The organism is Streptomyces sp. NPDC001373 (assembly GCF_042895815.1).
In the GTDB taxonomy this organism is placed as follows: domain Bacteria; phylum Actinomycetota; class Actinomycetes; order Streptomycetales; family Streptomycetaceae; genus Streptomyces.
Map to the genome: position 1 here is coordinate 256,359 of NZ_JBIAWQ010000010.1, position 26,041 is coordinate 282,399.

A 26,041-nucleotide genomic window follows, 5' to 3' on the forward strand; every position below is an offset into this window, starting at 1 on the left:
ACCGGCCGGGGAGGCGCTCCGTGCGGCACGGCACGGCCACCGGCCGGGAAGGCGCTCCGCGCGGCGGGGCGGCCCGGGGCCACCGGCCCGGGGAGGGGCTCCACGCGGCGGCACGGCACGGCCACCGGCCGGGGAGAAGACCCCGCGCGGCACCGGTACGGCCACCGGCCGGGGAGGCGCTCCGTGCGGCACGGCACGGCCACCGGCCGGGAAGGCGCTCCGCGCGGCGGGGCGGCCCGGGGCCACCGGCCCGGGGAGGCGCTCCACGCGGCGGCACGGCACGGCCACCGGCCGGGGAGGCGCTCCGTGCGGCGGGCGGTCCGGGGCCGGGCGCCCTGGCAGTGCGGGGGCTACCCGGCGGTACGCCGGTCTGGCAAGCTGCCGCCCATGACATCGGACCGGGCCCGGTACGACCGGGCGACCGCGCATCTCGACGCGCCCCTGGCCATCGTGGATCTGGACGCCTTCGACGCGAACGCCGGCGATCTGGTGCGGAGGGCCGGCGGGAAGCCGGTCCGGGTCGCCAGCAAGTCCGTGCGGTGCCGGGCGCTCCTCGAACGGGTGCTGGCCCGGCCGGGGTTCGCGGGGATCATGTCGTACACGCTGGCCGAGTCGCTGTGGCTCGCGCGGTCCGGTTTCGAGGACGTGCTGCTGGCCTATCCGTCCGCGGACCGGGCGGGGTTCGGCGAACTGGCGGGTGACGCGAAGCTCGCCGCGGCCGTGACCGTGATGGTCGACGATCCCGCGCAGCTGGACCTCATCGAGCGCTCGCGGGCCGGCGGGGCCGAGGAGATCCGGGTCTGCCTGGAACTGGACACCTCCCTGCGGCTGTTGGGCGGCCGGGTCCGGGTCGGGGCGCGGCGCTCGCCCCTGCGGGAGCCGGGGCAGCTGGCGGAGCTGGCGCGGGCGGTGGCCTCCCGGCCGGGGTTCCGGGTGGTGGGGCTGATGGCGTACGAGGGGCACGTGGCCGGGGTCGGGGACGCGGTGGCCGGGCGGCCGGTGCGCTCGCGGATGGTCCGGCTGATGCAGGGCGCGGCCCGCAGGGAGCTGGCGGCGCGGCGGGCCGAGGTGGTGCGGGCCGTACGGTCGGTGGTGCCGGACCTGGAGTTCGTCAACGGCGGCGGTACGGGGAGCGTGGCGGAGACGGCCGCCGAGGAGGCGGTGACGGAGATCGCGGCCGGTTCGGGGCTGTACGTGCCGCGGCTGTTCGACAACTACACCTCGTTCCGGGGGCGTCCGGCCGCGCTGTTCGCGCAGCCGGTGGTGCGCCGGCCCGGGGTGGGGGTGGTGACCGTGCTGGGCGGCGGCTATCCGGCGTCGGGGGCGGCGGGGGCCGACCGGCTCCCCGTGCCGTACCTGCCCGCGGGGCTGCGCTACGACCCGCAGGAAGGGGCGGGCGAGGTGCAGACCCCGCTGCTGGGCAGCCCGGCCGACGACCTGCTGATCGGCGACCGGGTCTGGTTCCGGCATGCGAAGGCCGGGGAGCTGTGCGAGCGGTTCGAGACCCTCCACCTGGTGGAGGGCGACCGGGTCACGGCGTCCGTCCCGACCTACCGGGGCGAGGGGCGGACCTTCCTCTAGAACACGCTGTCCGTCTGGTCGGGGACGACGCTGGTGTCGGCGCGGCGGACGGGGGCCGGTGTGCCGTCGCGGTCGGTGAAGCCGGTGGTGGAGCAGGGGTAGGGGGTCGTCTTCTGCTTCTTCGGCTCGATGAACATCGGGTTCACGATCCACTTGCCGTCGCTGTTGTCGTAGGCGCGGCACATGAGTTCGTTCTTGTTGCGGTTGACCACCAGGCGCAGGGCGGTGGCGTCGCGCAGGAAGGTGACGTCGGTGTCGGAGTCGCCGGCCGCGAAGACCTGGCGCCGGGCGGCCGGCTGGACCTTCTCGGCGGCCGCGCCGCGGACGCCGAAGACCTCCTTGTTGATCCAGCAGCGCTTGCCGTCCACGTAGGTGATCATCGTGTCGGCGCCGTCGGCGACGGACCCGCAGCCCTGGAGGTGGGCGGTGAGCCTGCCGCCCCGGGTGGTGTTGCGGATGCCGATGACGTGGTCGGCCCCGACGCCGGCGCCCTGGGCCCAGGCCTCGACGACGGGCTGGGGGGAGGCGGAACTGATCCAGACGTCGAAGCCGGCGCGCTGGAGGTTCTTGATGAGGTCGCGCTGCTGGTCGTAGTAGCGGACCCAGCCGGTGGCGGTGCCGGTGCCGACCTGCTGCCTGGTGCCGACGGGCGCGGCGAGGTTCTCGGTGCGGGCGGCGGCGGCGAAGCCGCGGACCTGGGGCGCGGTCCAGCCCTGGAGGAGCTGCGGCAGCCAGGCGTAGGCGGGTTCGATGGTGCGGTGGTCCCAGCCGGCGAAGGCGGCGGCGCCGGTGCGGGTGGCGGAGGTGCCGTAGACGGCGTTGATCTCGTCGGCGCAGGCCGCGCCCGCGGGGGTGCCGGTGGGCAGGGGTGCTCCGGGGCGGGCGAGGGGGCCGCAGGCGGTGGTGAGGGCCTGGGCTGCGGCGGGGGTGAGGTAGCGGCTGGTGCCCTTCCAGTCGGCGGGCTGGCGGATCTTCCCGTTGCGCAGGAGCCAGAACATGGTGGCGTCGCCGACGTCGTTCTTGACGACGGTGTTGTCCCAGTCGAAGACGGCGACGGGCTTGGTGCGGCTGGGGCGGTACGGGTTGCAGCTGCCGTACTGGTCGATGAGCTGCTGGAGCCGGGCCTGGTTGTCCCCGTACCAGCCCGCGGCGAGCCTGGGGGTGGTGCAGGCGGGGTGTGCGGCCTGGGCGGGGGCGGCCGCGGTGAGGGCTCCGGCGGCCATCGCGGCGGCGGCGCCGGCCGCCTGGAGGCGGCGCCGGGTACTGAGTCGGGTCACGGGGGTGGGCACTCCTGGTTCTCGTACAAGATCGTCGGGGACGGTAGAGCACGACAGCCGGGCGTCGTGCGACGCCCGGCTGTCGTGGGGGTGGTGCCGAGGTGAACGTTGGGTGTTCACAGGGCCCGTCGGCGGAGCCGCCTACAGGGGGGTGACATACGCGCCGGAGATGCCGCCGTCGACCAGGAAGTCGGTGGCGTTGACGAAGGAGGAGTCGTCGCTGGCGAGGAAGGCGACGGCGGCGGCGATCTCGGTGGGCTCGGCGAAGCGGCCGAGGGGGATGTGCACGAGGCGGCGGGCGGCCCGCTCGGGGTCCTTGGCGAACAGCTCCTGGAGCAGCGGGGTGTTGACGGGGCCCGGGCACAGGGCGTTGACGCGGATGCCTTCGCGGGCGAACTGGACGCCGAGTTCGCGGGACATGGCGAGGACGCCGCCCTTGGAGGCGGTGTAGGAGATCTGGGAGGTGGCGGCGCCCATGATGGCGACGAAGGAGGCGGTGTTGATGATGGAGCCGCGGCCCTGGCGCTGCATGTAGGGGAGGGCGGCCTTGCAGCAGAGGTAGACGGAGGTGAGGTTGACGTCCTGGACGCGGCGCCAGGCGTCGAGCTCGGTGGTGAGGATGGAGTCGTCGTCCGGGGGCGAGATGCCGGCGTTGTTGAAGGCGATGTCGACCGAGCCGTAGGTGTCGAAGGCCGTCTTGAAGAGCGCCTCGACCTGCTCCTTGTCGGTGACGTCGACCTGGACGAAGGTGCCGCCGACCTCCTCGGCTGCGGCCCTGCCGGCGAGGGGGTCGATGTCGGCGCAGACGACGTTGGCGCCCTCGGAGGCCAGGCGGCGGGCGGTGGCGAGGCCGATGCCGCTGCCGGCTCCGGTGATGACGGCGGTGCGGCCGACCAGGCGGCGGCAGATGATCTCTTCGTTGGTCTGGCTGGACATGGGTTCTCAGGCCTCCGTGCTGATGAAGACGTTCTTGGTCTCGGTGAATGCGGTGAGGGCGTCGGGTCCGAGCTCGCGGCCGAGCCCGGACTGCTTGTAGCCGCCGAAGGGGGTCCAGTAGCGGACGCTGCTGTGGGAGTTGACGGAGAGGTTGCCGGCCTGGACGGCGCGGGACACGCGCAGGGCGCGGCCGACGTCGCGGGTCCAGAGGGAGCCGGAGAGGCCGTACTCGGTCGCGTTGGCGAGGCGTACGGCGTCCTCCTCGTCCTCGAAGGGGAGGACGACGGCGACGGGTCCGAAGACCTCCTCGGCGGCCACGGGCGCGGTGGGGTCGACGTCCGTGATCAGGGTCGGCGGGTACCAGAACCCGGGGCCCTCGGGGGCCGTGCCCCGGACGGCCTTGAGGTCGTCGGTGACGTAGGAGCGGACGCGCTCCAGTTGGGCGGCCGAGACGAGCGGGCCCATCTGGGTCTTCTCGTCGAGCGGGTCGCCCACGACCACCGAGGTGAGGGCCGGGGTGACGAGGTCGAGGAAGCGGTCGTACACCGAGCGCTGGACGAGGATCCGGGTGCGGGCGCAGCAGTCCTGGCCGGTGTTGTCGAGGTAGGCCATGGGGGCGGCGGCCGCCGCCGTTTCGAGGTCGGCGTCGGCGAAGACGATGTTGGGGCTCTTGCCGCCGAGTTCGAGGGTGACCCGCTTCACCCGGTCGGCGCACTTGGACATGATCTGCTTGCCGACCCGGGTGGAGCCGGTGAAGACGATCTTCGCGACTCCGGGGTGTTCGACGAGCGCGTCGCCGGTGACCGCTCCGTGGCCGGGGAGCACCTGGAAGAGGTGTTCGGGGATCCCGGCGTCGAGAGCGAGTTCGGCGAGGCGCAGCGCGGTGAGGGGGGTGGTCTCGGCGGGCTTGAGGATGACGGCGTTGCCCGCGGCGAGGGCGGGCGCCAGGCCCCAGGCGGCGATCGGCATGGGAAAGTTCCAGGGGGCGATCACGCCGATGACGCCGAGGGGTTCGAGGAAGGTGACGTCGATGCCTCCCGCGACGGGGATCTGGCGTCCGGAGAGCCGTTCCACTCCCCCGGCGGCGAAGTCCAGCAGGTCGCGGACGTTGCCCGCCTCCCAGCGGGCGTTGCCGAGGGTGTGGCCGGCTTCGCGGACCTCCAGCCGGGCCAGTTCCTCGACGTGTCCGTCGACGACCGCGGCGAAGCGGCGCAGGATCCGCGCCCGGTCGGCGGGGGCGGCCGCGGCCCAGCCGCGCTGGGCGGCCGCGGCGCGTGCGACGGCGGCGTCGACGTCGTCCCGTGTGGCGGCCGGGACGGTGGCGACGAGTTCCTCGGTGGCCGGGTTGAGCACCCTCAGACGGGAGGGGTCCAGCGCTTCGGACACGTGGTGCCTTTCTGGGGTCGGTGCGGGGCGGGTCGGTGCGGGCGCGGGGTTACAGGCGTTCGAAGGAGCGGCGCCGCTCCCAGTCGGTGACGGCGGAGTCGTAGGCGTCGAGTTCGACGCGGGCCATGTTGCGGTAGTGGGCGACGACCTCGGGGCCGAAGGCGGCCTTGGCGATCTCGCTGTTCTCCCAGAGTTCCGCGGCCTCGCGCAAGGTGGTGGGGACGTGGGCGAAGTCGGCGGTGTAGGCGTTGCCGGCGCAGGCCTCGGGGAGTTCGAGGCGGTTCTCCACTCCGTAGATCCCGGCCGCGACCAGGCCCGCGACGGCGAGGTAGGGGTTGACGTCGCCGCCAGGGAGGCGGTTCTCGAAACGCATGGAGCGGCCGTGGCCGACCACTCGGAGGGCGCAGGTCCGGTTGTCGACGCCCCAGGCGACGGCGGTGGGCGCGAAGGATCCCGGCCGGAAACGCTTGTAGGAGTTGATGTTGGGGGCGTAGAGAAGGGAGAAGTCGCGCAGCGCCGCCAGCTGGCCGGCCAGGAAGTGCCGCATCAACGGTGACATGCCCCCTGGTCCGTCCCCGGCCATGGCGTTGCGTCCGTCGGCGTCGGTGAGCGAGAGGTGGATGTGACAGGAGTTGCCCTCGCGCTCGTCGAACTTGGCCATGAAGGTGAGCGAGACGCCTTCCTGGGAGGCGATCTCCTTGGCCCCGGTCTTGTAGACGGAGTGCTGGTCACAGGTGGTGAGCGCCTCGTCGTAGCGGAAGGCGATCTCGTGCTGGCCGAGGTTGCACTCACCCTTCGCGGACTCGACGACCAGGCCGGCGGCCTGCATCTCATTGCGGATCCGGCGCAGCAGGGGTTCGATACGGCCGGTGCCGAGGACGGAGTAGTCGATGTTGTACTGGTTGGCGGGGGTCAGGCCGCGGTAGTCGGCGTTCCAGGCCTTCTCGTAGGTGTCCTGGAAGACCATGAACTCCAGCTCGGTGCCGACCATGGCGGTGCAGCCGTGTCCGGCGAGGCGTTCGAGCTGGCGGCGCAGGATCTGGCGGGGCGCGGCGACGACCGGCGAGCCGTCGTGCCAGGCGAGGTCCGCGAGGACGAAGGCGCTGCCGGGGTTCCAGGGGATGCGGCGGAGGGTGGCGAGGTCGGGGTGCATGGCGAAGTCGCCGTAGCCCCGGTCCCAGGAGGACATCTCGTAGCCGTCGACGGTGTTCATGTCGGTGTCGACGGCGAGGAGGTAGTTGCAGCCCTCGGTGCCGTGGTCGAGGACCTCGTCCAGGAAGAACTGTGCGGCGAACCGCTTGCCCTGAAGACGTCCCTGCATGTCGGGGAAGGCCAGGACGACTGTGTCGATCTCGCCGCTGGCGACGAGGGCACGGAGCTCCTCGGGCGCGAGCGGCGGCTTGCGGTCTACCACGGGGATCTCTCCTTCGGTGAGCCGAGGAGGCCTAAGGTATTGAACAGAACCATTGCTTGGGAAGGGGAGGAGCCGAGATGACCGGGACGGCGGGCGACGGAGGCGCGGTCGCGCGGCTCAATCCCGTGCTGCGACAGGTGCGGGCGGGCAACGGTTTCGAGGAGGCCCTCGAACAGATCCTCCAGGTGGTCCGGCTGGGACTGGTGCCGGGTGGGGAACGGCTGCCGCCGGAGCGGGAGTTGGCCGAGCGGATGGGGATCAGCCGGGTCACCCTGCGCGAGGTGCTGAAGGTCCTCCAGGACCAGGGCCTGGTGGAGGCCCGGCGCGGCCGGTACGGGGGCACCTTCGTGCTGGCCCGCCCGGACACGCCCGCCGGCGGCGCGGAGGAGGAGCTGAGGCGGCGCGTGGCGGGGGTGGACATCGAGGACGTGCTGCGCTTCCGCGAGGTCCTGGAGGTGGGCGCGGCCGGGCTGTGCGCCTCGCAGGGCCTTTCCGAGGAGGGCTCCGAGCGGCTGCTGGCCGCGCTCGCCGCCACCCACGACGCCCCGCTCGCCGAGTACCGCCGCCAGGACACGCTCTTCCACCTGGCGCTGTGCGAACTGGCCGGCTCGGCCAGCCTGACGGCCCAGTACGCGGCCGTCCGGGCCCGGGTCAACGACCTGCTGGACTGCATTCCGCTGCTGGTGCGCAACCTGGAGCACTCCCAGCAGCAGCACAGCGCGCTGGTGGAGGCGGTGCTGGAGCGCGACGCGGAGGGGGCGCGGGCGGTGATGCGCGAGCACTGCTGCGGCACGGCGGCCCTGCTGCGCGGGTTCCTGGCCTGAGCGTGGCGGGTGAGGTTCTTGTTACTTCCGTTTAACGCAGGGGTCTTGCGCGCTCCACGTCCTTGACGCAAAGGTACGCAGCGAAACCTTTCCCCCTGGGCAGGAGCGCACATGGCCGAAGACCTTTCCACCGCGCCCGCATCACCCGCCGTCGGGGACGCCGACGCGGAGTACCTCCAGCGCCGGACCCTGCGCCGGGGCAGCGCCGGCTGGCTGCTGCTGACCGGGCTCGGCGTCGCCTACGTCGTCTCCGGGGACTTCTCCGGCTGGAACGTGGGCCTGTCCAAGGGCGGCTTCGGCGGCCTGGCCGTCGCCACGGCGCTCATGGGCGCCATGTACGCCTGCCTGGTCTTCTCCCTCGCCGAACTGTCCACCATCCTGCCCACGGCGGGCGGCGGCTACGGCTTCGCCCGCCGCGCGCTGGGCCCCTGGGGCGGCTTCCTGACGGGCACCGCCATCCTGATCGAGTACGTCCTGGCCCCGGCGGCCATCGTCATCTTCATCGGCGACTACGTCGAATCCCTGGGCCTGTTCGGTCTGACCTCCAGCTGGCCGGTCTACCTCGGCTGCTTCGTGATCTTCATTGGCGTCCACCTGTGGGGCGTGGGCGAGGCCCTGCGCTTCAGCCTGATCGTCACCGCCGTCGCCGTCGCCGCCCTGCTGGTCTTCGCGGCCGGGGCGCTCACGGACTTCGACGCGGGCTCCCTCGACGACATCCCCGTGGACCCCGGCGCGTTCGGCTCCGGCTCCTGGCTGCCCTTCGGCGTCCTCGGCATCTGGGCCGCGTTCCCCTTCGGCATGTGGTTCTTCCTCGGCGTCGAGGGCGTGCCGCTCGCGGCGGAGGAGGCCAAGGACCCGGTCCGCTCCATGCCGAAGGCCCTGGCCATCTCCATGGGCGTCCTCGCCCTCCTCGCCCTGGTCACCTTCTTCGCCGCCACCGGGGCCCAAGGCGCCGACGCCGTGAAGTCCGCCGGAAACCCGCTGGTCGTGGCCCTGGAGGGGGACGGCGGCCCGACGGCGCTGAGCCGCTTCGTCAACTACGCGGGCCTCGCCGGGCTGGTCGCCTCCTTCTTCTCCCTCATCTACGCCGGCTCCCGCCAGCTCTTCGCCCTCTCCCGCGCCGGATACCTGCCGCGCTTCCTGTCGCTGACCTCGAAGCGCAAGGCCCCGTACCTCGGACTGGTGATCCCCGGCGCGATCGGTTTCGCCCTCGCGGCGGCCACCGGCAACGGGGCGCGGATGCTGAACATCGCGGTGTTCGGGGCGACCATCTCCTACGCCCTGATGGCCCTCTCCCACATCGTGCTGCGCCGCCGCGAACCGGGCCTGGAGCGTCCGTACCGCACCCCCGGAGGGGTGCTGACCTCGTCCGTCGCCTTCGTCCTGGCCCTGTCGGCGCTGGTCGCCACCTTCCTCGTGGACGTCGACGCGGCGCTCATCGCCCTCGCCGTGTACGCCGTGGCCCTCGCCTACTTCGCCTTCTACAGCCGCCACCGCCTCGTCGCCTCGGCCCCCGAGGAGGAGTTCGCCGCGCTTGCGGAAGCCGAGGCGGAGTTGACCCGCGACTGAAATCCTGGCCCCGCACCCCCCGCTCCGCTGTCCGGCACCACCCTGGAGGTAACACCGTGCCCAGGCCGCTCATCGGCATCACCACCTACGTGGAGGCGTCCACCCGCTACGGGGTGTGGGACCTCCCCACCTCCCTCGTCCCGTCCGGCTACTACGAACTGGTCCAGGCGGCGGGCGGCGCGGCCGTCCTGCTGCCGCCGGACGAGCCGGAGCGCGCGGCGGAGGTGCTGGGACGGCTGGACGGCCTCGTCGTCTCCGGCGGCCCGGACGTCGACCCGGTCCGGTACGGGGCCCCGCGCGACCCCCGTACGGGTGCCCCCGCCACCGTCCGCGACAAGTGGGAACTGGCCCTGCTCCGCGCCGCCCTGGCCGACGGGGTCCCGGTGCTGGGCATCTGCCGGGGCATGCAGGCGCTGAACGTGGCACTGGGCGGCACGCTGGTCCAGCACATCGACGGCCACGTCCACACCCCGGGCGTCACCTCCTGGCACCCCGTCACCCCCGTGCCGGGCACCCGGTACGCGGAGCTGGTCCCCGAGGTCGCGGACGTCCCCACGTACCACCACCAGGCAGTGGATCGGCTCGGCCAGGGGCTGGTCGTCTCGGCGTACGCCGAGGACGGCACGGTCGAGGCCATCGAACTCCCCGACCGGGAGCAGTGGGTGGTGGGCGTGCAGTGGCACCCCGAACGGGACAAGGACACCCGGGTGATGGACTCCCTCGTCGAGGCGGCCGGCGCCCGCCTGGCGGTGCCGGTGTCCTGACGGTGTCCGCGGGCCGCGCGGCGGGGTGGCCGTCCGCGCGGCCCGCGGCCACGAATGGCCTTCCGGGCGGACGGCGCGCACGCTGGGAGGATGCGGACGCAAGCCCACGGCAACGCGGCCGGCCGGGTCTCGGACATCCTGGAGAACCCGGTCGTCGGCATGTCCCCCTGGATCGTCTTCTCCCTGCTGGTCGGCCCGGGACGGTTCGAGATCGCGGTCGGGATCGCCCTGGGCATCACCCTCGTCCTGGTCGCGGCGGCCCGGGTGGTGCACCGGGGCAGCTCCTGGAAGCTGCTGGAGCTGGCCGACGTGGTGTTCTTCGCCGCCCTGGCGGTCATCGGCGCCCTGGCGAGCGACGGCACGCTGCGCTGGCTGGAGACGTACGCGGGCGAGGTCGCGAGCCTCACCCTCACGGCGATCGCCTTCGGGTCGATGGCACTCCGGATGCCGTTCACCCTCCAGTACGCCCGCGAGCAGACCGACCCCTCGAAGTGGCAGAATCCCGTCTTCCTCCGCACCAACTACATGATCACCGGGGCGTGGGGGCTGGCCTTCCTGGTCTCGGCCCTGGCGGGCGGTCTCGGGGACCTGGTGCTGCACGCCCCCGACAACATCTGGACGGCCTGGATCGTCCCGGTCCTGGCCATCGTCGCCGCCCTCCGGTTCACCGTCTGGTACCCGGAGGTCGTCCGCGCCCGCGCCCGCGGCGAGCCCGGCCCGGGCCGGGCCTCCCTGCTGCTGCCGCTGGCGGGGCTGCTGGTGCCGATCGGCATCGCGGTGCTGGTGTTCGACGGCGGGGTGTGGTGGCTGGGCGCGGCCCTGATCGTGGCGGGCGCACTGCTCACGAAGGCCCTCCAGGAACGCAGCGGGGCCGCGGCCGAGCCGGGCCGCCGGCTCGGCTGAGACGACCGCCGGCCGGAGCTTCGGCCCGTTCGGCGGGGCTGGTCTTTCAGCCCCGCCGGCGGTCGAGGCGCGGACGCGGTGGCGCCGTGCTCCGAGCCGCGCCCGGCGATCGAGGGCGGAAACGGAGAAAGGACGGGGCGGGCAGACGGCTCCGCGCAGCGGCGCACCCGCACCCGCCGGATGGTCAGCGGCGCCGGGTCAGGGACAGGAGGTCGCGGGCCGGCCCCGCCGGCCGGGTTCCGGTGGGCCAGACGGCGCGCAGGGCGCGGGTGAGCGCGGCCCCCGCCACCGGAACGGGCACCAGCCGGCGGGACGCCAGCTCGTCCACCAAGGCCAGCTCCGACAGGACGCACGGCCCCGCCCCGCTGACCGCCGCCGCCTTGACGGCGGTCGTGGACGCCAGCTCCAGCAGAGGCTGGGCCAGCCCCCCGGACGGGACCAGCGCCGCGTCCAGGACCTGCCGCGTCCCCGACCCACGCTCCCGCAGGATCAGCGGGGCACCCGCCAGCTCCGCCGGCTCCACCCCGCCCGTGCGCCGCGCCCAGGGGTGCGTCGGGGCCACCGCCACCACCAGGCGGTCCTGGGCGATGACGGCCGAGGCCAGCCCGTCGGGGACGGTCAGCCCCTCCACGAAGCCCAGGTCGGCCTCGTGCGCGAGGACCCGCTGGGCAACGTCCGCCGAGTTCCCCGCGTGCAGGGAGACGGCCGTCCCCGGCCGCTCCCCGCGCAGCGCGATCAGCCAGCCGGGCAGCAGGTACTCGGCGATGGTCATGCTCGCCGCGACCCTCAGCCGCGAGTCCCGCCGCCCGCGCAGCGCCTGTGCGCCCGCGTCGAAGGCCTCGGCGGCCTCGACCACCCGCCGGGCCCAGTCGGTGACCAGCGCGCCCTCCGCCGTGAGCGTCGAGCCGCGCGGGGAGCGGTCCACCAGGGCGACCCCCAGCCGGGTCTCCATCGCACGGATCCGGCTGCTCGCCGCCGGCTGCGTGATGCCGAGCCGGCGGGCCGCGCCGCTCAGGCTGCCGACCCGCGCCACGGTGAGCAGCAGCTCCAGCGCGCCCAGGTCCGGCACGCGGTGTGCGAGCGGAACCGTCTCCTCGTTACCCATAACGTCAGTTTATGACCTTATAGACGTGCGGTCTCTGCCGTACGGCCCTGCCCGACGGGACGCTGGACCCATGGCCACCACCGCCCCCGTGCACTTCCGAACCACCGCCCCCGCCGCTCCCCGGGCCCACAAGGCCCCGCGGCTGAGGGACCTCGGCCCCAACTGGTACGCCTCCGTGATGGGCACGGCGATCATCGCCAACGCCGGCGCGACCCTCCCGTACCAGCTGCCCGGCCAGCGCACCGTCTGCGTGGTCCTCTGGGCGCTGTCCGCCGTGGCCCTCGCCGTCCTGCTCGCCGCCCGCGCCGGGCACTGGCGCCACCACCGCGACCGGGCCCGCGCGCACCTCCTCGACCCGGCCGTGGCCCCCTTCTACGGGTGCCTGGCGATGGCCCTGCTGGCCGTCGGCGCCGGTACGCTCCTCGTCGGCAAGGACCTGATCGGTACGGATGCCGCCCTCGCCGTGGACAGCGTGCTGTTCACCGCCGGTACCGCGGTCGGGCTGGTCATGGCCGTCGCGGTGCCCTACCTGATGGTGGTCCGGCACAAGATCGAGGCCTCGCAGGCCAGCCCCGTCTGGCTGCTGCCGGTGGTCGCCCCCATGGTCTCGGCCGCCGTGGGCCCCCTGCTCGTGCCCCACCTGCCCGCCGGGCAGCCCCGCGAGGCGCTGCTGCTGGCCTGCTACGCGATGTTCGGCGTCAGCCTGCTGGCCGTCCTGCTGCTGCTCCCCCTGGTCTTCGGCCGGCTGATCACCCATGGACCCCTGCCCCTGGCGCTGACGCCCGCCCTGTTCCTGGTCCTGGGCCCCCTCGGCCAGTCCACCACCGCCGTCAACCAGCTCGCCGACTGGCGCCCGGCGCCATCGACGCCCCCCACGCCGGGGCGCTCGGCGCCTTCGCGGTCGTCTACGGGGTCCCCGTGATGGGCTTCGCCCTGCTGTGGCTGGCCCTCGCCGCCGCGATGCTGGTACGGGCCGCCCGGGCGGGCATGGGCTTCGCGATGACCTGGTGGGCGCTGACGTTCCCCGTCGGCACCTGCGTGACCGGGGCCGCCGGGCTGGCCCGCCACACCGGGCTGGACGCCTTCGCCTGGCTGGCCGCGGCCCTGTTCCTGGGCCTGGTCGCCGCCTGGGCGCTGGCCGCCGTCCACACCCTGCGCGGCCTGTTCGCCGGACGGCTGCTCCCCGCCGCCGGGTAGTCCCCCAGCGCGCGGGGCGTCCGCTACCGCGCCGCCCGCACGGACGCCCCCAGCACCCGCGGGGCTTCCACCAGCGAAGGCCCGTACCAGGTCAGGTGGCGGCCGCTGACGAGCGCGGCGGGCAGCCCGGGGAAGGCCTCCGGGCCGTCGTCCGCCGTGAAGCGGTACGGCTCGTCGGGGAGCACCACCAGATCGCAGCCGCTCCCGGCGAGCTCCTCCACCGGCACCCTCGGGTACCGCTCGGGGTGCCCGGCGTAGATGTTGCGCACTCCCAGGCGGGCGAGGAGGTCGCCCGCGAAGGTGTCCCGCCCCAGCACCATCCAGGGCCGGCGCCAGATCGGTACGAAGGCGGTGAGGCCCGCGACGGGCTCCACCGCCGCCCAGGCCTCCTCGGCCCGGTCCAGCCACTCGGGCCGCTTCAGCCCCAGCGCCCCCACCACAACCCGGTCCAGCTCGGAGAACGCCTGGGGCAGGTCCCGGACCTCGGTGACCAGGACCTCCAGCCCCGCCGCGCGGAGCGCCGCCAGGTCGGGGGCCCGGTTCTCCTCCTCATTGGCGATCACCAGGTCGGGGCGCAGCCTCGCGATCGCCGGTACGTCGGGGTTCTTCGTGCCCCCGACGCGCACCGCGTCGCCCAGGCCGGCGGGGTGCGTGCACCAGTCGGTGACCCCGGCGAGCAGGCCCGGAGCGCTCACGGCGACCGCCTCGGTCAGCGAGGGGACGAGGGAGACGACCCGCACCGGCTCAGCGCCCCGGCGAGGGTGGCTCGGAGGTGGCGTGGATGTGGTCCCCGACGGCGACCACCAGCAGCCGGGTGTCGTCGCTGACGGCCCTCCAGCGGTGGCGCACCCCGCCGGAGAGGAACAGGGCGTCCCCGCTCTCCAGCCGGTACGCGCGTCCCTCCGCCTCCACCTGGCAGGCGCCGGAGACCACGTACATCAGCTCGTCGTTGCGGTGCTGGTACTCGCGGCCGGCGTCCTGGTCGCCGTTGAACTCCAGCGCGTGCAGCTGGTGGTGACCCCGCACCAGGGGGCGTACGCCGTTGACGGGCGCGAGCCCGGAGTCGTCCCCGGCCCGCACCAGGTCCACCGTGCGAGCCGTGTCGGAGGCGGCGAGCAGGTCGACCGCCGTGGTCTCCAGGGCGTCGGCGACCCGCTCCAGCGAGCGCATGCTGGGGCGGGCCCGTTCGTTCTCTATCTGGCTCAGGAAGGGGACGGAGAGGCCGCTGCGCGCCGACACCGCGGCCAGCGTGAGGTGGAGCGCGCGGCGCCGCTTGCGCACGGCGACGCCCACCCGCAGCGGCTGCTCCTTGGCGTCCTTCTCCTTGTCGTTCACGTCGGGGTCGTCCGCGCCGGGCGCGCCCGCCCGGGCGAAGCCGTATTCCGTGCCGTCCGTGGCGTCCGTGGCGTCCGCGATGTTTCCGTCTTCCTTGCCGTTCATGTCGGGGCTGCCCTCCCCTACCCGTCGTCGCACATCGGTGTGCTGTAAGCACCTTACGCAGCATCCGGCCCCGGATTCGCGCGCAAGGGCCCACCGGGCCGTTCCCCGGCCGATTCCGGCACCCGGGCCGTCACCCTGAGTGACCGTGTCCGGCCCGCCACAGCACTCGGTCGCCGTCGAGGATCACCGCGTCGCCGGACGGGCGGACCAGCAGCCGGGCCCCGGGGTGGCCGGCGGTGCCGCTGCTCCAGGCCGTCGCGCCGTCGGCGGTGCGCACGATGAGTTCGCCGTCGCGGGAGAAGACGGCCTCGCTGCCCTTGCCGGCGGTTCCGGCGCTCCAGCGGCGGGCGCCGGCGGGAGCGAGGAGGACGAGGTCCCCGTCGGCTCCGAGGGTCAGCCGGGCGGCGCCGGCGTCGAGGACGTCTCCCACGCGCAGGACCGTGCCGCGGTGGACCTCCACGGAGACGTCCAGCCTGCCTTCGGCCAGCTCCCGCAGGGCGGGGATCGAGGGGGTGAAGGCGTAGAGGGCGCCCTCGGTGCGGACGAACCGGCCGAAGCGCAGGGTGGTGGCGCGGCTGCCGCCCTCCGACTCGCTCTCGAAGGCGACGGGTGAACCGGGGCCGAGGACGGGGTCGGCGCCGGTGCGCGGGTTGCGGCCGGCCGGGAAGTCCGCCTCGTTGATCCACTGCTTGGCCACGAACTCGAACTGCTGGACCAGGTCGGCCTGGTAGCCGATGAACACCAGCCCGCGCGAGGCCCCGTTCGTGCCCCGGCCGGGCTCCTGGTCCGGGTCGTACGCGGGCCCGTACGGAATGCCGCGCCGGATGATGCGGTGGCCGTCGGTCACGGCGGGGTCCAGCGGGGGGCGGCCGGGGATGGCGACGAGGCCGTCACGGGGGTTGCCCTTGCGGATGTGCGCGAACAGGGGGGTGTGCCAGCCCTGCGGGTCGTCGCGGTACGAGAGGGCGGCCGGGCCGGGACCGGCGGGGCAGGGCTGTTCGGCGAGCGGGCAGCCCGCCACGGCGGTGCCGCCGGGCCAGCGGCCCACCAGCCGGGCCGCGAGCCAGGTGTCGGTGGCGTCGGCGGGCGCGGCCCCGGCCCGCTTGAGGTCGGCCAGCCGCTCGCGAGCCTGCGCCCACCAGCCGGGGACGTCCTGGGCGAGCCGCCGGACCACCTGGAAGGAGCCCCCGGTGGCCCAGGCGGGCAGCCCGGCGGGCCGCCCGCCGGCCTTCTCCTGCCCCACGAGGAACTCGCCGGCCGGGACCAGCCGGGCACCGGGCTTGCCCTGGACGGTGGTCCCGGCGGCCGGGTCGGGGGCGTGGAAGCCGCGGACCCCGGGCTGGCTGATGCCGTCGGTGAAACCGAAGTGCTCGTGTCCGCGCAGGGCGCCGGACAGGGTGGCCCCGTCCTGCCGGAAGACGAGCACGCCCTGGGCGGGCCCCAGGGCGGCCTGGTGGCGGTCGACCGCGGCCGCGAGCTTCTCGGGGTCGTCCGCCGACAGGTTGAGGACCGCGTGGACGGCGCGGTGCGGCCCCTCCCCGCCGAACAGCCAGGAGTCGGGGGAGCTGTCGCCGGTGTCCCCGAGCGCCTCGGCCCGCAGGGCGGGGCCCTGGGCGAAGGCCTCGGCGGTGCTGCCGGGCGGCAGGGCGGGGAAGGGGTCGCGCCCGGCGAGGAAGCGCAGGCCGGCGTGGGTGAGGGAGAGTCCGGTCCACTGCGCCGACAGGGAGGCCGGGTCGAGGCCGCCCGCCTTGACCCGGGCGGCGCTGAACGCCGCGTTGAACCGGGCCATCTCCTCGGTGGTGGAGATCTCGGGCAGCAGCCTGCGCAGCCAGCGGCGGGCCAGGACCGGGTCGCGGAAGCGCAGCAGCAGCAGGCAGGCGTGGTCCTTGCGGGAGCCGGCCAGGATGTCGCCCTGGCTGCTGCGGTCGGAGCGCAGGGGCAGGTCGGCGGTGTCGGCGGCGGCATGCGGCGCCGCCGGGGCCGCAGCCCGCGGGGCCCGGGCCGCCGCGGCCGCGGCGTGCGGGCACGCGGCGAGCGCGGCGGCGGCCACCGCCCCGGCCCTGATCACGGTCCTGCGGGCGGGTGCGGCGGGCTGGGCGGCATCCATCGGGGCCTCCTGGTGGGGGCTGGGGCGGGGCCGCGCCGCACCGGCGCCGCACGCGCCGACGGCGCGCGGGCAGGGGCGTACGGAGTTCCTCGCACGGGGACCGGGCGCGGCCGAGCGGCCCGCCTGTGATCAACACCCTCGGGGAGGGAGCGCGGGCGCGCGCGCCGGAGGAACTGTTCGAGTGATCATTCACCCACCAGGGGTGACGGCCTTCGGCCGGGCGGGGTTGCGGCATCATCGCCTCCATGACCACGACACGACGGCTGATGCTCCTGGACACCGCGTCCCTCTACTACCGCGCCTACTTCGGCGTCCCGGACTCCGTGAAGGCCCCGGACGGCACGCCGGTCAACGCGGTGCGCGGGCTCCTCGACTTCATCGGGCGGCTGGTGCAGGACCACCGCCCGGACGACCTGGTGGCCTGCATGGACGCCGACTGGCGGCCTCACTGGCGGGTGGAGCTGATCCCCTCGTACAAGGCGCACCGGGTCGCGCAGGTGTCGGAGTCCGGGCCGGACGTGGAGGAGACCCCGGACACCCTCGCACCGCAGGTCCCGATCATCGAGGCGGCGCTCGACGCGTTCGGCATCGCCCGCGTGGGGGTCGCCGGGTACGAGGCGGACGACGTGATCGGCACCCTGACCGCCCGCGCCACCGGCCCGGTGGACATCGTCACGGGCGACCGGGACCTCTACCAGCTGGTGGACGACGCCCGGGCCCGCCGGGTCCTGTACCCGCTCAAGGGCGTGGGCTCCCTCCAGGTCACGGACGAGGCCTGGCTTCGTGGGAAATACGGGGTGGACGGCCCCGGCTACGCGGACCTCGCGCTGCTGCGCGGCGACCCGAGCGACGGCCTGCCGGGCGTTCCCGGCATCGGCGAGAAGACCGCGGCCAAGCTGCTCGACGCCTACGGGGACCTGTCCGGAATCATCGCCGCGGTCGACGACCCGAAGTCGAAGCTGACCCCCGCCCAGCGCAGGCGCCTGGACGAGTCCCGCCCCTACCTGGCGGTGGCGCCGAAGGTCGTCCAGGTGGCCTCGGACGTCCCCCTGCCCCCCTTCGACCCGGCCCTCCCGCGGGTCCCCGCTCGACCCGAGATGGTCGACGCCCTCGCTCATCGGTGGGGTCTGGGAGGAGCAGTGTCACGCCTGAGCAGCGCGCTGCGCCCATGAGGTGGTAACTTAGGTAATCCTAAGCTTCGTGAGCGTCAGGGGAGACACCGTGGCAGAAGGACGCGCCCGTACCGTCGGCACCGCAGTCGTCGTACGCACCGAACGGCTGACGCCGCACATGGTCCGCCTCGTGCTGGGCGGAGACGGACTGGCCGGATTCGGCGCGGGCGCGCACACCGACCACTACGTCAAGCTCCTGTTCGAGCCGGAGGGCGTGCGGTACCCGGAGCCCTGGGACCTCGACGTGATCCGCGCCACGCACCGCCGGGAGGCCTGGCCCCGCCAGCGTGCGTACACGGTCCGCGCCTGGGACCCGGAGCGGCTGGAGCTGACCCTGGACTTCGTGGTCCACGGCGACGAGGGCCTCGCGGGCCCCTGGGCGGCCCGCGTCCAGCCCGGCGAGCCGGTCCACTTCCTCGGCCCGGGCGGCTGCTACGCCCCCGACCCGGCGGCCGACTGGCACCTCCTCGTCGGTGACGAGAGCGCCCTGCCGGCGATCGCCGCGACGATGGAGCGCATGCCGCGGGGCGCGCGGGTGCACGCCTTCGTGGAGATCGACGGCCCGGCCGACGAGCAGGACATCGCCACCCCCGACGGCGTCACCCCGGTCTGGCTCCACCGCGGCGACCGCCCGGTGGGCGCGGCTCTGCTGGAGGCCGTGACCGGCCTGGACTTCCCCTCGGCCGATGTCCACGCCTTCGTCCACGGCGAAGCGGGCTTCGTCAAGGAACTCCGCCGCCACCTGCGCCTGGACCGGGGGGTCCCGCGCGAGCGGCTGTCCATCTCCGGCTACTGGCGTCACGGCGAGACGGACGAGGGCTGGCGCGCGATCAAGCGCGACTGGAACGCCACGGTGGAAGCCGAACAGGACGTCCCGGCCCCGGCTGCGGCGTAACCCCTGCCGGGCAGCCGGTCCCGCCGCGCGTAGCCCGTCCCCGCCCCGCCCTCCCACCGTTCCCAGGGGCACCGCCCCGAGTACCTGGACGCCGAGCACCTGGGCACCTTCACCCGGAGGCAGCCGCCTACCCTGGTCCCGATGAGCCGCAGATCCCACATCCCGCCCGCGCCCCTCCCCCAGCAGGACGGCATCGACCCGGTCCGGATGCGCCTTCCCCCCGACCCCGAGGGGCGCTGGCCGCAGCTGGGCGACTACCTGACCGAGCGCTACGCGGGCACGCGCGGCGCCGCGTCCATGGCCCGGCTGCTCGCGGACGGCCGGGTCCTCGGCGAGGGCGGGCGGGTGCTGCGGCCGCAGGACCCGTACGAGCCCGGCGGCTGGCTCTGGTACCACCGGGACATGCCGGCCGAGCCGCCCGTGCCCTTCCCGATCCGCGTCGTCCACCGCGACCGGCACCTCCTCGTGGTGGACAAGCCGCACTTCCTGGCGACCACCCCGCGCGGCAGCCACGTCACACAGACCGCCCTGGCCCGGCTGCGCCGGGAGCTGGACCTGCCCGCGCTCAGCCCGGCGCACCGCCTCGACCGGATGACGGCCGGACTGGTGATGTTCAGCATCCGCCCCGAGGACCGCGGCGCCTACCAGCGCCTCTTCCAGGAGCGGCGGGTCCGCAAGGAGTACGAGGCCCTCGCGCCCCACGATCCGTCCGTCGACCTGCCCCGGACGGTGCGCAGCCACATCGAGAAGCTCCGCGGGGTGATGGCGGCGGTCGAGCTCCCGGGCGCCGAGCCCAACGCCGAGAGCCTGGTCGAACTCGTGGAGGTCCGGGGCGCCCTGGGCCGCTACCGGCTGACTCCGCACACCGGCCGCACCCACCAGCTGCGGGTGCACATGAACAGCCTGGGCCTGCCCATCCTGGGCGACCCGGTGTACCCGGTGGTGGCCGGACCGGCCGACCCCGCGGACTACCGGCGCCCGCTCCAGCTGCTGGCCAGGACCCTGGCCTTCACCGACCCGGTCACGGGCCTCGCCCACCGCCTGGAGACGGGTCTGAGCCTCCAGGCCTGGGACGACCCACAGGGCTGGGAGGCCGGCCCCGGAGCGGGCCCGTCGTGAGGCGGTGAACCCTTCCGGTCAGAGCACCGGGGGCCGGGCCACGCCGGCCATCCGCAGCGCCGCGTCCGCGGCGGCCTCCGCGAAGGCCGCGGCGGTCGAGTTCGTCGCCCGGCAGGTACAGGTGCCCTCATCCGAGCTGGACGCGTACGAGTGGACCGGCCGGCCGAGCGCACGTGAGCCGAGCAGCATGGTGTCCGGTCCGAGGATCGGACCGGAAGCGAACGACAGGCAGGCGGTACGACCACGGGCCGATCCGAAAGTGTGGTCCCTGCTCCGACGACGCGGTACGTGCGGAGGCAGCATCGTTGCCCCATGACCGTCACGACTGCGTCAATCGCCCTTCCTCGTACTGCCTTTCCGGGACGCTGGGTGGGCGGTGCCTCCCTCGTCCTCGGCCCCCTGCTGCTGCTCGCCGGCGTCCTGCTGCGCCTGCGCTTCGACTTCTTCTTCCCCGCGCAACTGAGTGCGTACGGGCACCATCCGGGCCTCATGACGGCCTCGTACAGCTTGGTGTCCGCCGGGTGGGTGCTGCTCTGGCCGGGAGTCGTGCTTCTCGCCGCCAAGATCGGCGAAAGCTTCCGGGAACTCGCTCTGTGGGGCGGCACACTCACGGTCCTCGGCCTCTTCGCCCGCGCGTTCCACGCCGGTGTGGACCACCTGGCCTTCCAACTGGTGGCTGTGCAGGGGGCGGCATCGGCGACGCGAACGGTGAGCGAGACCTACGGCGCGTTCCACATCTTCAGCACACTCAACGCAGCCATCATGGGCGGCTGGCTCCTGCTGGCCATCGGCGCCTACCGCTCCCAAGTGCTGGGACCGCTGCGTGCGGCGGCCCTGGCCTTGGCATCGACGATGCCGCTGGGGGTTCTGAAGGGAACGACCCCTCTATCGGTCGCTGCCGCTGCGGGACTGTGTGTCGCGCTCGTTCCCTTGGGCGTGGCCGCGTTGCGCAGCGGGGCGACCTCGCGGGCGGCCACGGTCGCCGGAAGGCTTCTCCTGTTGGTCGCCGTGGGTACCGCGATGTTTCTCTTCGGGCAGGCCGGATGAGCGGCCGTCGGTATCGTCTGGCGATGCACAGAATGGGGCGGCGCCTGCGGACCGGAGCGCATCTGCTGGCGATCGACGCCTGCGTGGCGGCCGTAATGACAGCCGGGTACGTGGCACTGGCCGACCAGGGCGCCTCGGACGGTCTGCCTCGGTTCTCCGGCCCGTGGTGGCTGGGCTGGCTGGTGGCCGTCTGTGTGGGAGTGCCGCTGGCCGTTCGGCGCCTGTGGCCCCTGCATGCCCTGGCCGTAGTTCTGGGTGCTTCGGCGACAGCGACACTGCTCGACATCACCCGTGACCCTTATATCTCTGCGGCCTTGGCCGTCTACGCGGTGGCGCTCATCGAGCCGACACGCCGGGCTTCGGCGGCGTTCGCCCTGACCCTGGTTGTCTCGGCAGCCGCGGTCATCACCGGTGAAGCGGTCCTGACGCCCTCTGGCCCGTGGACGGAAACCGTCGGCACTGCCGCCCTCGTCTGGCTCGTCATCGGGGCAGCGTGGGCCGCAGGGCGTGTCGTGCGCGAACGGAGATCCCGAGCGGCCCGCAGGGACCGTCGCCTCGCGGAGGAGGCACTGGCCGAAGAACGCCTGCGCATCGCCAGAGAACTGCACGACATCGTCTCGCACAGTCTCAGCGTGATCGTCGTCAAAGCAGCGGTGGCCAACCATGTGGCCGAGGCACGCCCCCAAGAGACGCGCGATGCCATCCAGGCGATCGAGCAGACCGGCCGGGAGGCGCTCACCGAGATGCGCCGTGCCCTGGGAGTGCTACGCGGCGACACTGCTGGTCGGCGCACGCGAGAGCCCGGCTCGGCGGAGACGGCTCCCCCTCCCGGACTGGACGACCTGCCGGCCCTCGTCCAGCGTGCCGAGCGAGCGGGAGTTCGTACCCGACTCCACACCCGGCTGGCCGTCGGCCTCCCTGCGGGGACGGCGCTGGCTGTCTACCGGATCGTGCAGGAGGCCCTGACGAACGTGGTCAAGCACGCCGGCGACGGAACGCACTGCCAGGTGACGATCACCGTCGACTCGCGAGGAGAAGTGCGCATCGAGGTGGCGGATGACGGAGCCGGGAACGCGACCGCGACCGGCCGGGTGGAACTCAGGGGCGGTCATGGACTCGTGGGGATGCGCGAACGCGTGATGATGTATGGCGGGACGCTGGCCGCCGGGCCACGGCCCGGTGGCGGGTTCGCCGTGTCGGCCTGTCTCCCGTCCGAACCCGCTCACGGCACGGCCACGAGCCGGAAGGAGAGGACCGCGTGACCGAACCGATCCGGGTACTCGTCGCCGATGACCAGTCCCTGCTCCGAGGCAGCTTCCGGGTGCTCATCGACACCTCCCCCGGCCTGACGGCGGTGGGCGAGGCCGGCACCGGGGCCGAAGCTGTCGAGGGTGCACAGCGGCTCTGCCCGGACGTGGTGCTGATGGACATCAGGATGCCCGGCATGGATGGGATCGAAGCGACACGGCACATAGCCGGATCCCCCGCGACAGCCGGGACACGCGTTCTCATCCTGACCACCTTCGACCTCGACGAGTACGTGTACGGCGCGTTGCGTGCGGGGGCAGCGGGGTTCCTCCTCAAGGACACATCTCCAGAGGTGCTGCTGGCAGGCATCCGCACTGTCGCCGCCGGAGAGTCCCTTCTCGCCCCTTCGGTGACCCGACGCCTGATCGCCGAGTTCGCCCGTCTTCCCCACACGCACCATGCGCCGGGCTCCTCGCTTGAGGACCTCACGGACCGCGAGCGTGAGGTCCTGGTGCTCGTGGCACGTGGCCTCTCCAACGCCGACATCTCCGAGTACCTCCACCTCAGCAACGGCACCGTCAAGACCTACATCGGTCGGCTGCTGAACAAGCTGCGTGCACGGGACCGCGCGCAGCTGGTGATCAGCGCCTACGAGTCAGGGCTCGTCAGCGCCGCTCATCGATCGACCGATGGATGAGCCAGATCGGTAAGCGAGGGCTCACGACCGGATCGGCGCCGGGATCACGCCCGTAAAACGGTGTCAAAAAGCCGATGTGCTCGCGAACTCGAGGAACGCCGCTTTCTGGACCGGCTCGGCCGCTCCATCCAGGACCTCATCTGGTCTTCCACGTGTTCGCGGCCCTCGCGGAGTTCATCCGCGAACTCATCGTGCAGGGCACCAACGAAGGCCTGGATGCCGCTCGCGCCCGCGGCGCCCGGCTCGGCCGCCCGCCGGCGATGACGGAGGAGCAGGTACGTCACGCCCGCGACCTGCTCGCCCGCCCGGAGAACACCGTCACCTCGATCGCGAAGCTCCTCGGTGCCTCCAGGAACACGATCTACAACTACGTGCCCGAGCTGAAGGGCGGCCGCCTCGCACTCGCCGAGGCGACGAGGCGGGGCGGCCGGCCGCGGCTTCGGAGGAAGCGACGAAAGGGGCTACCCGACCGAGCTGTAGGCCACGACACCCCGCAGCAGGGCGTCGACGGCCTTCCGCGCGTTCTTCGCCACCGTGCTCCCGCCCGCCGAGGACGGCGGGGCGGTGGAGGCCGGTGCCGCCGCCGCGATCTGGCCGAGGACGTCGATGACCTGCTTGCACCAGCGCACGAAGTCGCCGGCCGGCATCTCCGCCTCGCGCAGCACCTCGTCCAGGCTCTTGTCGGAGGCCCACTGGTAGGCCGCCCACGCGAAGCCGAGGTCCGGCTCGCGCTGGCCCACGCCCTCCGCCTGGTTGATGCGGTACTCCTCCTCCAGGGCGTCGAGCCGGCCCCAGATGCGGACCATCTCGCCGAGCGCCGCCTTCGCCGGGCCGCCCGGCACCTTCGGTGGGGCCGCGTCGTCGGACTGGCGGGCCTCGAAGACCAGCGCCGAGACGCAGGCGGCCAGTTCGGCCGGGTTCAGCCCCTCCCAGACCCCCTCGCGCAGGCACTCGGAGGCCAGCAGGTCCAGCTCTCCGTAGAGCCGGGCCAGCCGCCTGCCGTGCACGGTGACCTCGTCCTCGCGCAGGTAGTCCAGCTCGGTGAGCAGGGCGTGGATCCGGTCGAAGGTGCGGGCGATGGTGTTCGTCCGGCCCTCGATGCGCCGCTCCAGCTGCTGCGTGTCCCGCTTGAGCCGGTGATAGCGCTCCGCCCAGCGGGCGTGGTCCTCGCGCTCGTCGCAGCCGTGGCAGGGGTGCGCCCGCAGCTCGGCGCGCAGCCGGGCGATCTCGCGGTCGTCGGCCGCCGCGGCCCGGCCGGGCCGGTGCCGCTCGGGCCGGACGTTGCCGGCCTTGTTGCGCAGGGCGGTCGCCAGGTCCCGGCGGGACTGCGGGGAGCGGGGATTGAAGGTCTTCGGGATCCGCATCCGGTCGAAGGCCTCGACCGGCACCGGGAAGTCGATCGCGGCGAGCCGCTTGACCTGCCGCTCGGCGGTGAGCACCAGCGGGCGGGGGCCCTCGGCGTACTCGTAGCCGCGGTGCCCGTGGACCCGCCCGGCCGGCACGCCCGGGTCGAGGACCAGGGCGAGTCCGGCGAACTTGCCCGTGGGGACGTGGATGATGTCGCCGGGCTTGAGCCGCTCCAGCGAGCCGGCCGCCTGGGCGCGGCGCTGCGCCGCGCCCTGCTTGGCCAGTTCGGTCTCGCGGTCCTTGAGGTCGCGGCGCAGCCGCGCGTACTCCGCGAAGTCGCCGAGGTGGCAGGTCATGCCCTCGCGGTAGCCCTCCAGGCCCTCCTCGTTGCGCTGGACCTGGCGGGAGATCCCGACGACCGAGCGGTCGGCCTGGAACTGCGCGAAGGAGGTCTCCAGGAGCTCGCGGGAGCGGTGCCGACCGAACTGCTGGACCAGGTTGACGGCCATGTTGTACGAGGGCTTGAAGCTGGAGCGCAGCGGATAGGTGCGGGTTCCGGCGAGGCCGGCGAGCTGGACCGGGTCCATGCCGCGCTGCCACAGCACGACGGCGTGGCCCTCGACGTCGATGCCGCGGCGGCCGGCCCGGCCGGTGAGCTGCGTGTACTCGCCGGGGGTGATGTCGGCGTGCTGCTCGCCGTTCCACTTGACGAGCTTCTCCAGGATGACCGTGCGCGCGGGCATGTTGATGCCCAGGGCGAGGGTCTCCGTGGCGAAGACGGCCTTGACGAGGCCGCGGACGAACAGCTCCTCGACGACCTCCTTGAAGGTGGGCAGCATGCCCGCGTGGTGGGCGGCGATGCCCCGCTCCAGGCCCTCGAGCCACTCGTAGTAGCCCAGGACGTGGAGGTCCTCGGCGGGGATGGAGGCGGTGCGCTCCTCGACGATCTCGCGGACCCTCAGCCGCGCGCTGTCGTCGTTGAGCCGCAGGCCCGCGAAGAGGCACTGCTGGACGGCGGCCTCGCAGCCGGCGCGGCTGAAGATGAAGTTGATGGCCGGGAGCAGGTCGTCGTTGTCCAGGCGGGCGATGACCTCGGGGCGGCCGGGGGTCCAGACGCGGCCCCGGGAGCGGCGTTCGCGCTCGCGGTCGGCCTCGCGGACCATCTTGCCGCGCCGCCGGTCCTTGGGGCTGTAGCTGCGGGTGTTCTCCTCGCGGGCCATGCGCAGCAGGTCGGGGTTGACCTCGCGGCGGGCGGAGCCGCGGCCCCCGTGGTCGGACTCCTCCTCGAAGAGGTCGTAGATCCGCCGGCCGGCCATGACGTGCTGCCACAGCGGTACGGGCCGCTCCTCGGAGACGATCACCTCGGTGTCGCCGCGCACGGTGTCGAGCCAGTCGCCGAACTCCTCGGCGTTGGAGACGGTGGCGGAGAGCGAGACGAGGGTCACCGACTCGGGGAGGTGGATGATCACCTCCTCCCAGACGGCGCCGCGGAAGCGGTCGGAGAGGTAGTGCACCTCGTCCATCACGACGTAGCCGAGGCCGCCGAGCGCCTGGGAGCCGGCGTACAGCATGTTGCGGAGCACCTCGGTGGTCATCACGACCACGGGGGCGTCGCCGTTGACGCTGTTGTCGCCGGTCAGCAGGCCGACCTTGGCGGCGCCGTAGCGCTTGACGAGGTCGGCGAACTTCTGGTTCGACAGGGCCTTGATGGGCGTCGTGTAGAAGCACTTGCGGCCCTGCTGGAGGGCGAGGTGCACGGCGAACTCGCCCACGATGGTCTTGCCCGAGCCGGTCGGGGCGGCCACCAGGACGCCCTTGTCGGCCTCCAGTGCCTTGCAGGCCTCCACCTGGTACGGGTCCAGGTCGAATTCGTACATCTCGCGGAAGGAGGCCAGGGCGGAGGCCTCTTCGGCGGCGCGGATCCGGGCAGCGGCGTACCGCTCGGCGGGTGAGAGTTCTTCGGTCATCTTGCTGTCGAGCCTACCCGCCGCCTCTGACAACAGTCTCGACCAT

General features: G+C 73.5%; 21 protein-coding genes and 2 pseudogenes. 13 read left to right on the forward strand and 10 right to left on the reverse strand.

Translation table 11 applies throughout. From position 1 onward, the window contains the following. Positions 1–387: 387 nt before the first annotated feature. Positions 388–1,581, forward strand: coding sequence for an amino acid deaminase/aldolase (locus ACFY15_RS23510; protein WP_390689275.1), 1,194 nt, complete (start codon positions 388–390; stop codon positions 1,579–1,581). Here ACFY15_RS23510 and ACFY15_RS23515 read toward each other — a convergent pair. The 4 genes from ACFY15_RS23515 to ACFY15_RS23530 all read right to left on the reverse strand — a co-directional run bounded on the left by ACFY15_RS23515 (position 1,578) and on the right by ACFY15_RS23530 (position 6,594). Continuing rightward, the gene (locus ACFY15_RS23515; protein WP_390689276.1) at positions 1,578–2,858 is read right to left on the reverse strand and encodes a haloacid dehalogenase-like hydrolase; all 1,281 of its coding nucleotides are present in this window, start codon (positions 2,856–2,858) and stop codon (positions 1,578–1,580) included. The genes ACFY15_RS23510 and ACFY15_RS23515 overlap by 4 nt on opposite strands. A gap of 141 nt (positions 2,859–2,999) precedes the next feature. Continuing rightward, on the reverse strand, positions 3,000–3,794 hold the full coding sequence (locus tag ACFY15_RS23520; protein ID WP_390826019.1) for a 3-oxoacyl-ACP reductase: 795 nt from the start codon (positions 3,792–3,794) through the stop codon (positions 3,000–3,002). Between the two features lie 6 nt (positions 3,795–3,800). Beyond that, complete coding sequence (locus tag ACFY15_RS23525) at positions 3,801–5,180, reverse strand: aldehyde dehydrogenase family protein (protein ID WP_390689278.1); 1,380 nt, start codon at positions 5,178–5,180, stop codon at positions 3,801–3,803. 49 nt (positions 5,181–5,229) lie between these two features. After that, entirely contained in the window at positions 5,230–6,594 is a 1,365-nt protein-coding gene (locus ACFY15_RS23530) for a glutamine synthetase family protein (protein WP_390689279.1), read from the reverse strand. Positions 6,595–6,671: 77 nt separating this feature from the next. Between ACFY15_RS23530 and ACFY15_RS23535 the strand changes: the two genes are divergently transcribed. From ACFY15_RS23535 to ACFY15_RS23550, 4 genes are all read left to right on the forward strand, one after another. Further along, positions 6,672–7,418 (forward strand): FadR/GntR family transcriptional regulator, encoded by a 747-nt coding sequence (locus tag ACFY15_RS23535; protein ID WP_390689280.1) that lies wholly within the window; start codon positions 6,672–6,674, stop codon positions 7,416–7,418. 111 nt (positions 7,419–7,529) lie between these two features. Beyond that, positions 7,530–8,987, forward strand: a complete 1,458-nt coding sequence (gene eat, locus ACFY15_RS23540) for an ethanolamine permease (protein ID WP_390689281.1) — start codon at positions 7,530–7,532, stop codon at positions 8,985–8,987. 56 nt (positions 8,988–9,043) lie between these two features. Continuing rightward, a complete protein-coding gene (locus ACFY15_RS23545; RefSeq protein WP_390826020.1) occupies positions 9,044–9,751 on the forward strand; it encodes a gamma-glutamyl-gamma-aminobutyrate hydrolase family protein in 708 nt (235 codons plus the stop codon). Between the two features lie 90 nt (positions 9,752–9,841). Next, entirely contained in the window at positions 9,842–10,654 is an 813-nt protein-coding gene (locus ACFY15_RS23550) for a hypothetical protein (RefSeq protein WP_390826021.1), read from the forward strand. 184 nt (positions 10,655–10,838) lie between these two features. Here the strand turns inward: ACFY15_RS23550 and ACFY15_RS23555 are convergent, their stop codons facing one another. Continuing rightward, positions 10,839–11,759 carry a LysR family transcriptional regulator gene (locus ACFY15_RS23555; RefSeq protein WP_390689284.1) on the reverse strand — a complete coding sequence of 307 codons (921 nt, stop codon included), beginning with the start codon at positions 11,757–11,759 and terminating at the stop codon, positions 10,839–10,841. A gap of 178 nt (positions 11,760–11,937) precedes the next feature. Between ACFY15_RS23555 and ACFY15_RS23560 the strand changes: the two are divergent. Continuing rightward, positions 11,938–12,956, forward strand: a pseudogene (locus tag ACFY15_RS23560) (TDT family transporter). A gap of 23 nt (positions 12,957–12,979) precedes the next feature. Here ACFY15_RS23560 and ACFY15_RS23565 read toward each other — a convergent pair. The 3 genes from ACFY15_RS23565 to ACFY15_RS23575 form a co-directional block, all read right to left on the reverse strand. Next, positions 12,980–13,696: a helical backbone metal receptor gene (locus tag ACFY15_RS23565; protein ID WP_390826022.1), complete on the reverse strand. Its 717-nt coding sequence runs from the start codon at positions 13,694–13,696 to the stop codon at positions 12,980–12,982. A gap of 4 nt (positions 13,697–13,700) precedes the next feature. Beyond that, positions 13,701–14,396 carry a helix-turn-helix domain-containing protein gene (locus ACFY15_RS23570; protein WP_390826023.1) on the reverse strand — a complete coding sequence of 232 codons (696 nt, stop codon included), beginning with the start codon at positions 14,394–14,396 and terminating at the stop codon, positions 13,701–13,703. A 130-nt stretch (positions 14,397–14,526) separates the two neighbouring features. Next, positions 14,527–16,503 carry a Dyp-type peroxidase gene (locus ACFY15_RS23575; protein ID WP_390826024.1) on the reverse strand — a complete coding sequence of 659 codons (1,977 nt, stop codon included), beginning with the start codon at positions 16,501–16,503 and terminating at the stop codon, positions 14,527–14,529. Between the two features lie 266 nt (positions 16,504–16,769). Between ACFY15_RS23575 and ACFY15_RS23580 the strand changes: the two genes are divergently transcribed. The 3 genes from ACFY15_RS23580 to ACFY15_RS23590 all read left to right on the forward strand — a co-directional run bounded on the left by ACFY15_RS23580 (position 16,770) and on the right by ACFY15_RS23590 (position 19,689). Next, the gene (locus ACFY15_RS23580) at positions 16,770–17,675 is read left to right on the forward strand and encodes a 5'-3' exonuclease H3TH domain-containing protein (RefSeq protein WP_390689321.1); all 906 of its coding nucleotides are present in this window, start codon (positions 16,770–16,772) and stop codon (positions 17,673–17,675) included. A gap of 49 nt (positions 17,676–17,724) precedes the next feature. Further along, on the forward strand, positions 17,725–18,570 hold the full coding sequence (locus ACFY15_RS23585; RefSeq protein WP_390689289.1) for a siderophore-interacting protein: 846 nt from the start codon (positions 17,725–17,727) through the stop codon (positions 18,568–18,570). Between the two features lie 141 nt (positions 18,571–18,711). Further along, positions 18,712–19,689, forward strand: coding sequence for a pseudouridine synthase (locus tag ACFY15_RS23590; protein WP_390826025.1), 978 nt, complete (start codon positions 18,712–18,714; stop codon positions 19,687–19,689). Positions 19,690–19,707: 18 nt separating this feature from the next. Here ACFY15_RS23590 and ACFY15_RS23595 read toward each other — a convergent pair whose 3' ends face one another. After that, entirely contained in the window at positions 19,708–19,878 is a 171-nt protein-coding gene (locus ACFY15_RS23595; protein ID WP_390826026.1) for a hypothetical protein, read from the reverse strand. A gap of 123 nt (positions 19,879–20,001) precedes the next feature. On the opposite strand from ACFY15_RS23595, the gene ACFY15_RS23600 reads away from it, so the two are divergent. The 4 genes and pseudogenes from ACFY15_RS23600 to ACFY15_RS23615 form a co-directional block, all read left to right on the forward strand. Continuing rightward, positions 20,002–20,736: a hypothetical protein gene (locus ACFY15_RS23600; protein WP_390826027.1), complete on the forward strand. Its 735-nt coding sequence runs from the start codon at positions 20,002–20,004 to the stop codon at positions 20,734–20,736. Positions 20,737–20,759: 23 nt separating this feature from the next. Further along, on the forward strand, positions 20,760–21,998 hold the full coding sequence (locus tag ACFY15_RS23605) for a sensor histidine kinase (protein WP_390826028.1): 1,239 nt from the start codon (positions 20,760–20,762) through the stop codon (positions 21,996–21,998). Beyond that, the gene (locus tag ACFY15_RS23610; RefSeq protein WP_390826029.1) at positions 21,995–22,681 is read left to right on the forward strand and encodes a response regulator; all 687 of its coding nucleotides are present in this window, start codon (positions 21,995–21,997) and stop codon (positions 22,679–22,681) included. The genes ACFY15_RS23605 and ACFY15_RS23610 overlap by 4 nt, the downstream gene beginning before the upstream one ends. A gap of 260 nt (positions 22,682–22,941) precedes the next feature. Further along, a pseudogene (locus tag ACFY15_RS23615) lies at positions 22,942–23,001 on the forward strand (hypothetical protein); the annotation flags it as partial. Between the two features lie 141 nt (positions 23,002–23,142). Here ACFY15_RS23615 and ACFY15_RS23620 read toward each other — a convergent pair. After that, positions 23,143–25,995 carry a DEAD/DEAH box helicase gene (locus ACFY15_RS23620; protein ID WP_390689294.1) on the reverse strand — a complete coding sequence of 951 codons (2,853 nt, stop codon included), beginning with the start codon at positions 25,993–25,995 and terminating at the stop codon, positions 23,143–23,145. Positions 25,996–26,041 lie beyond the last annotated feature (46 nt).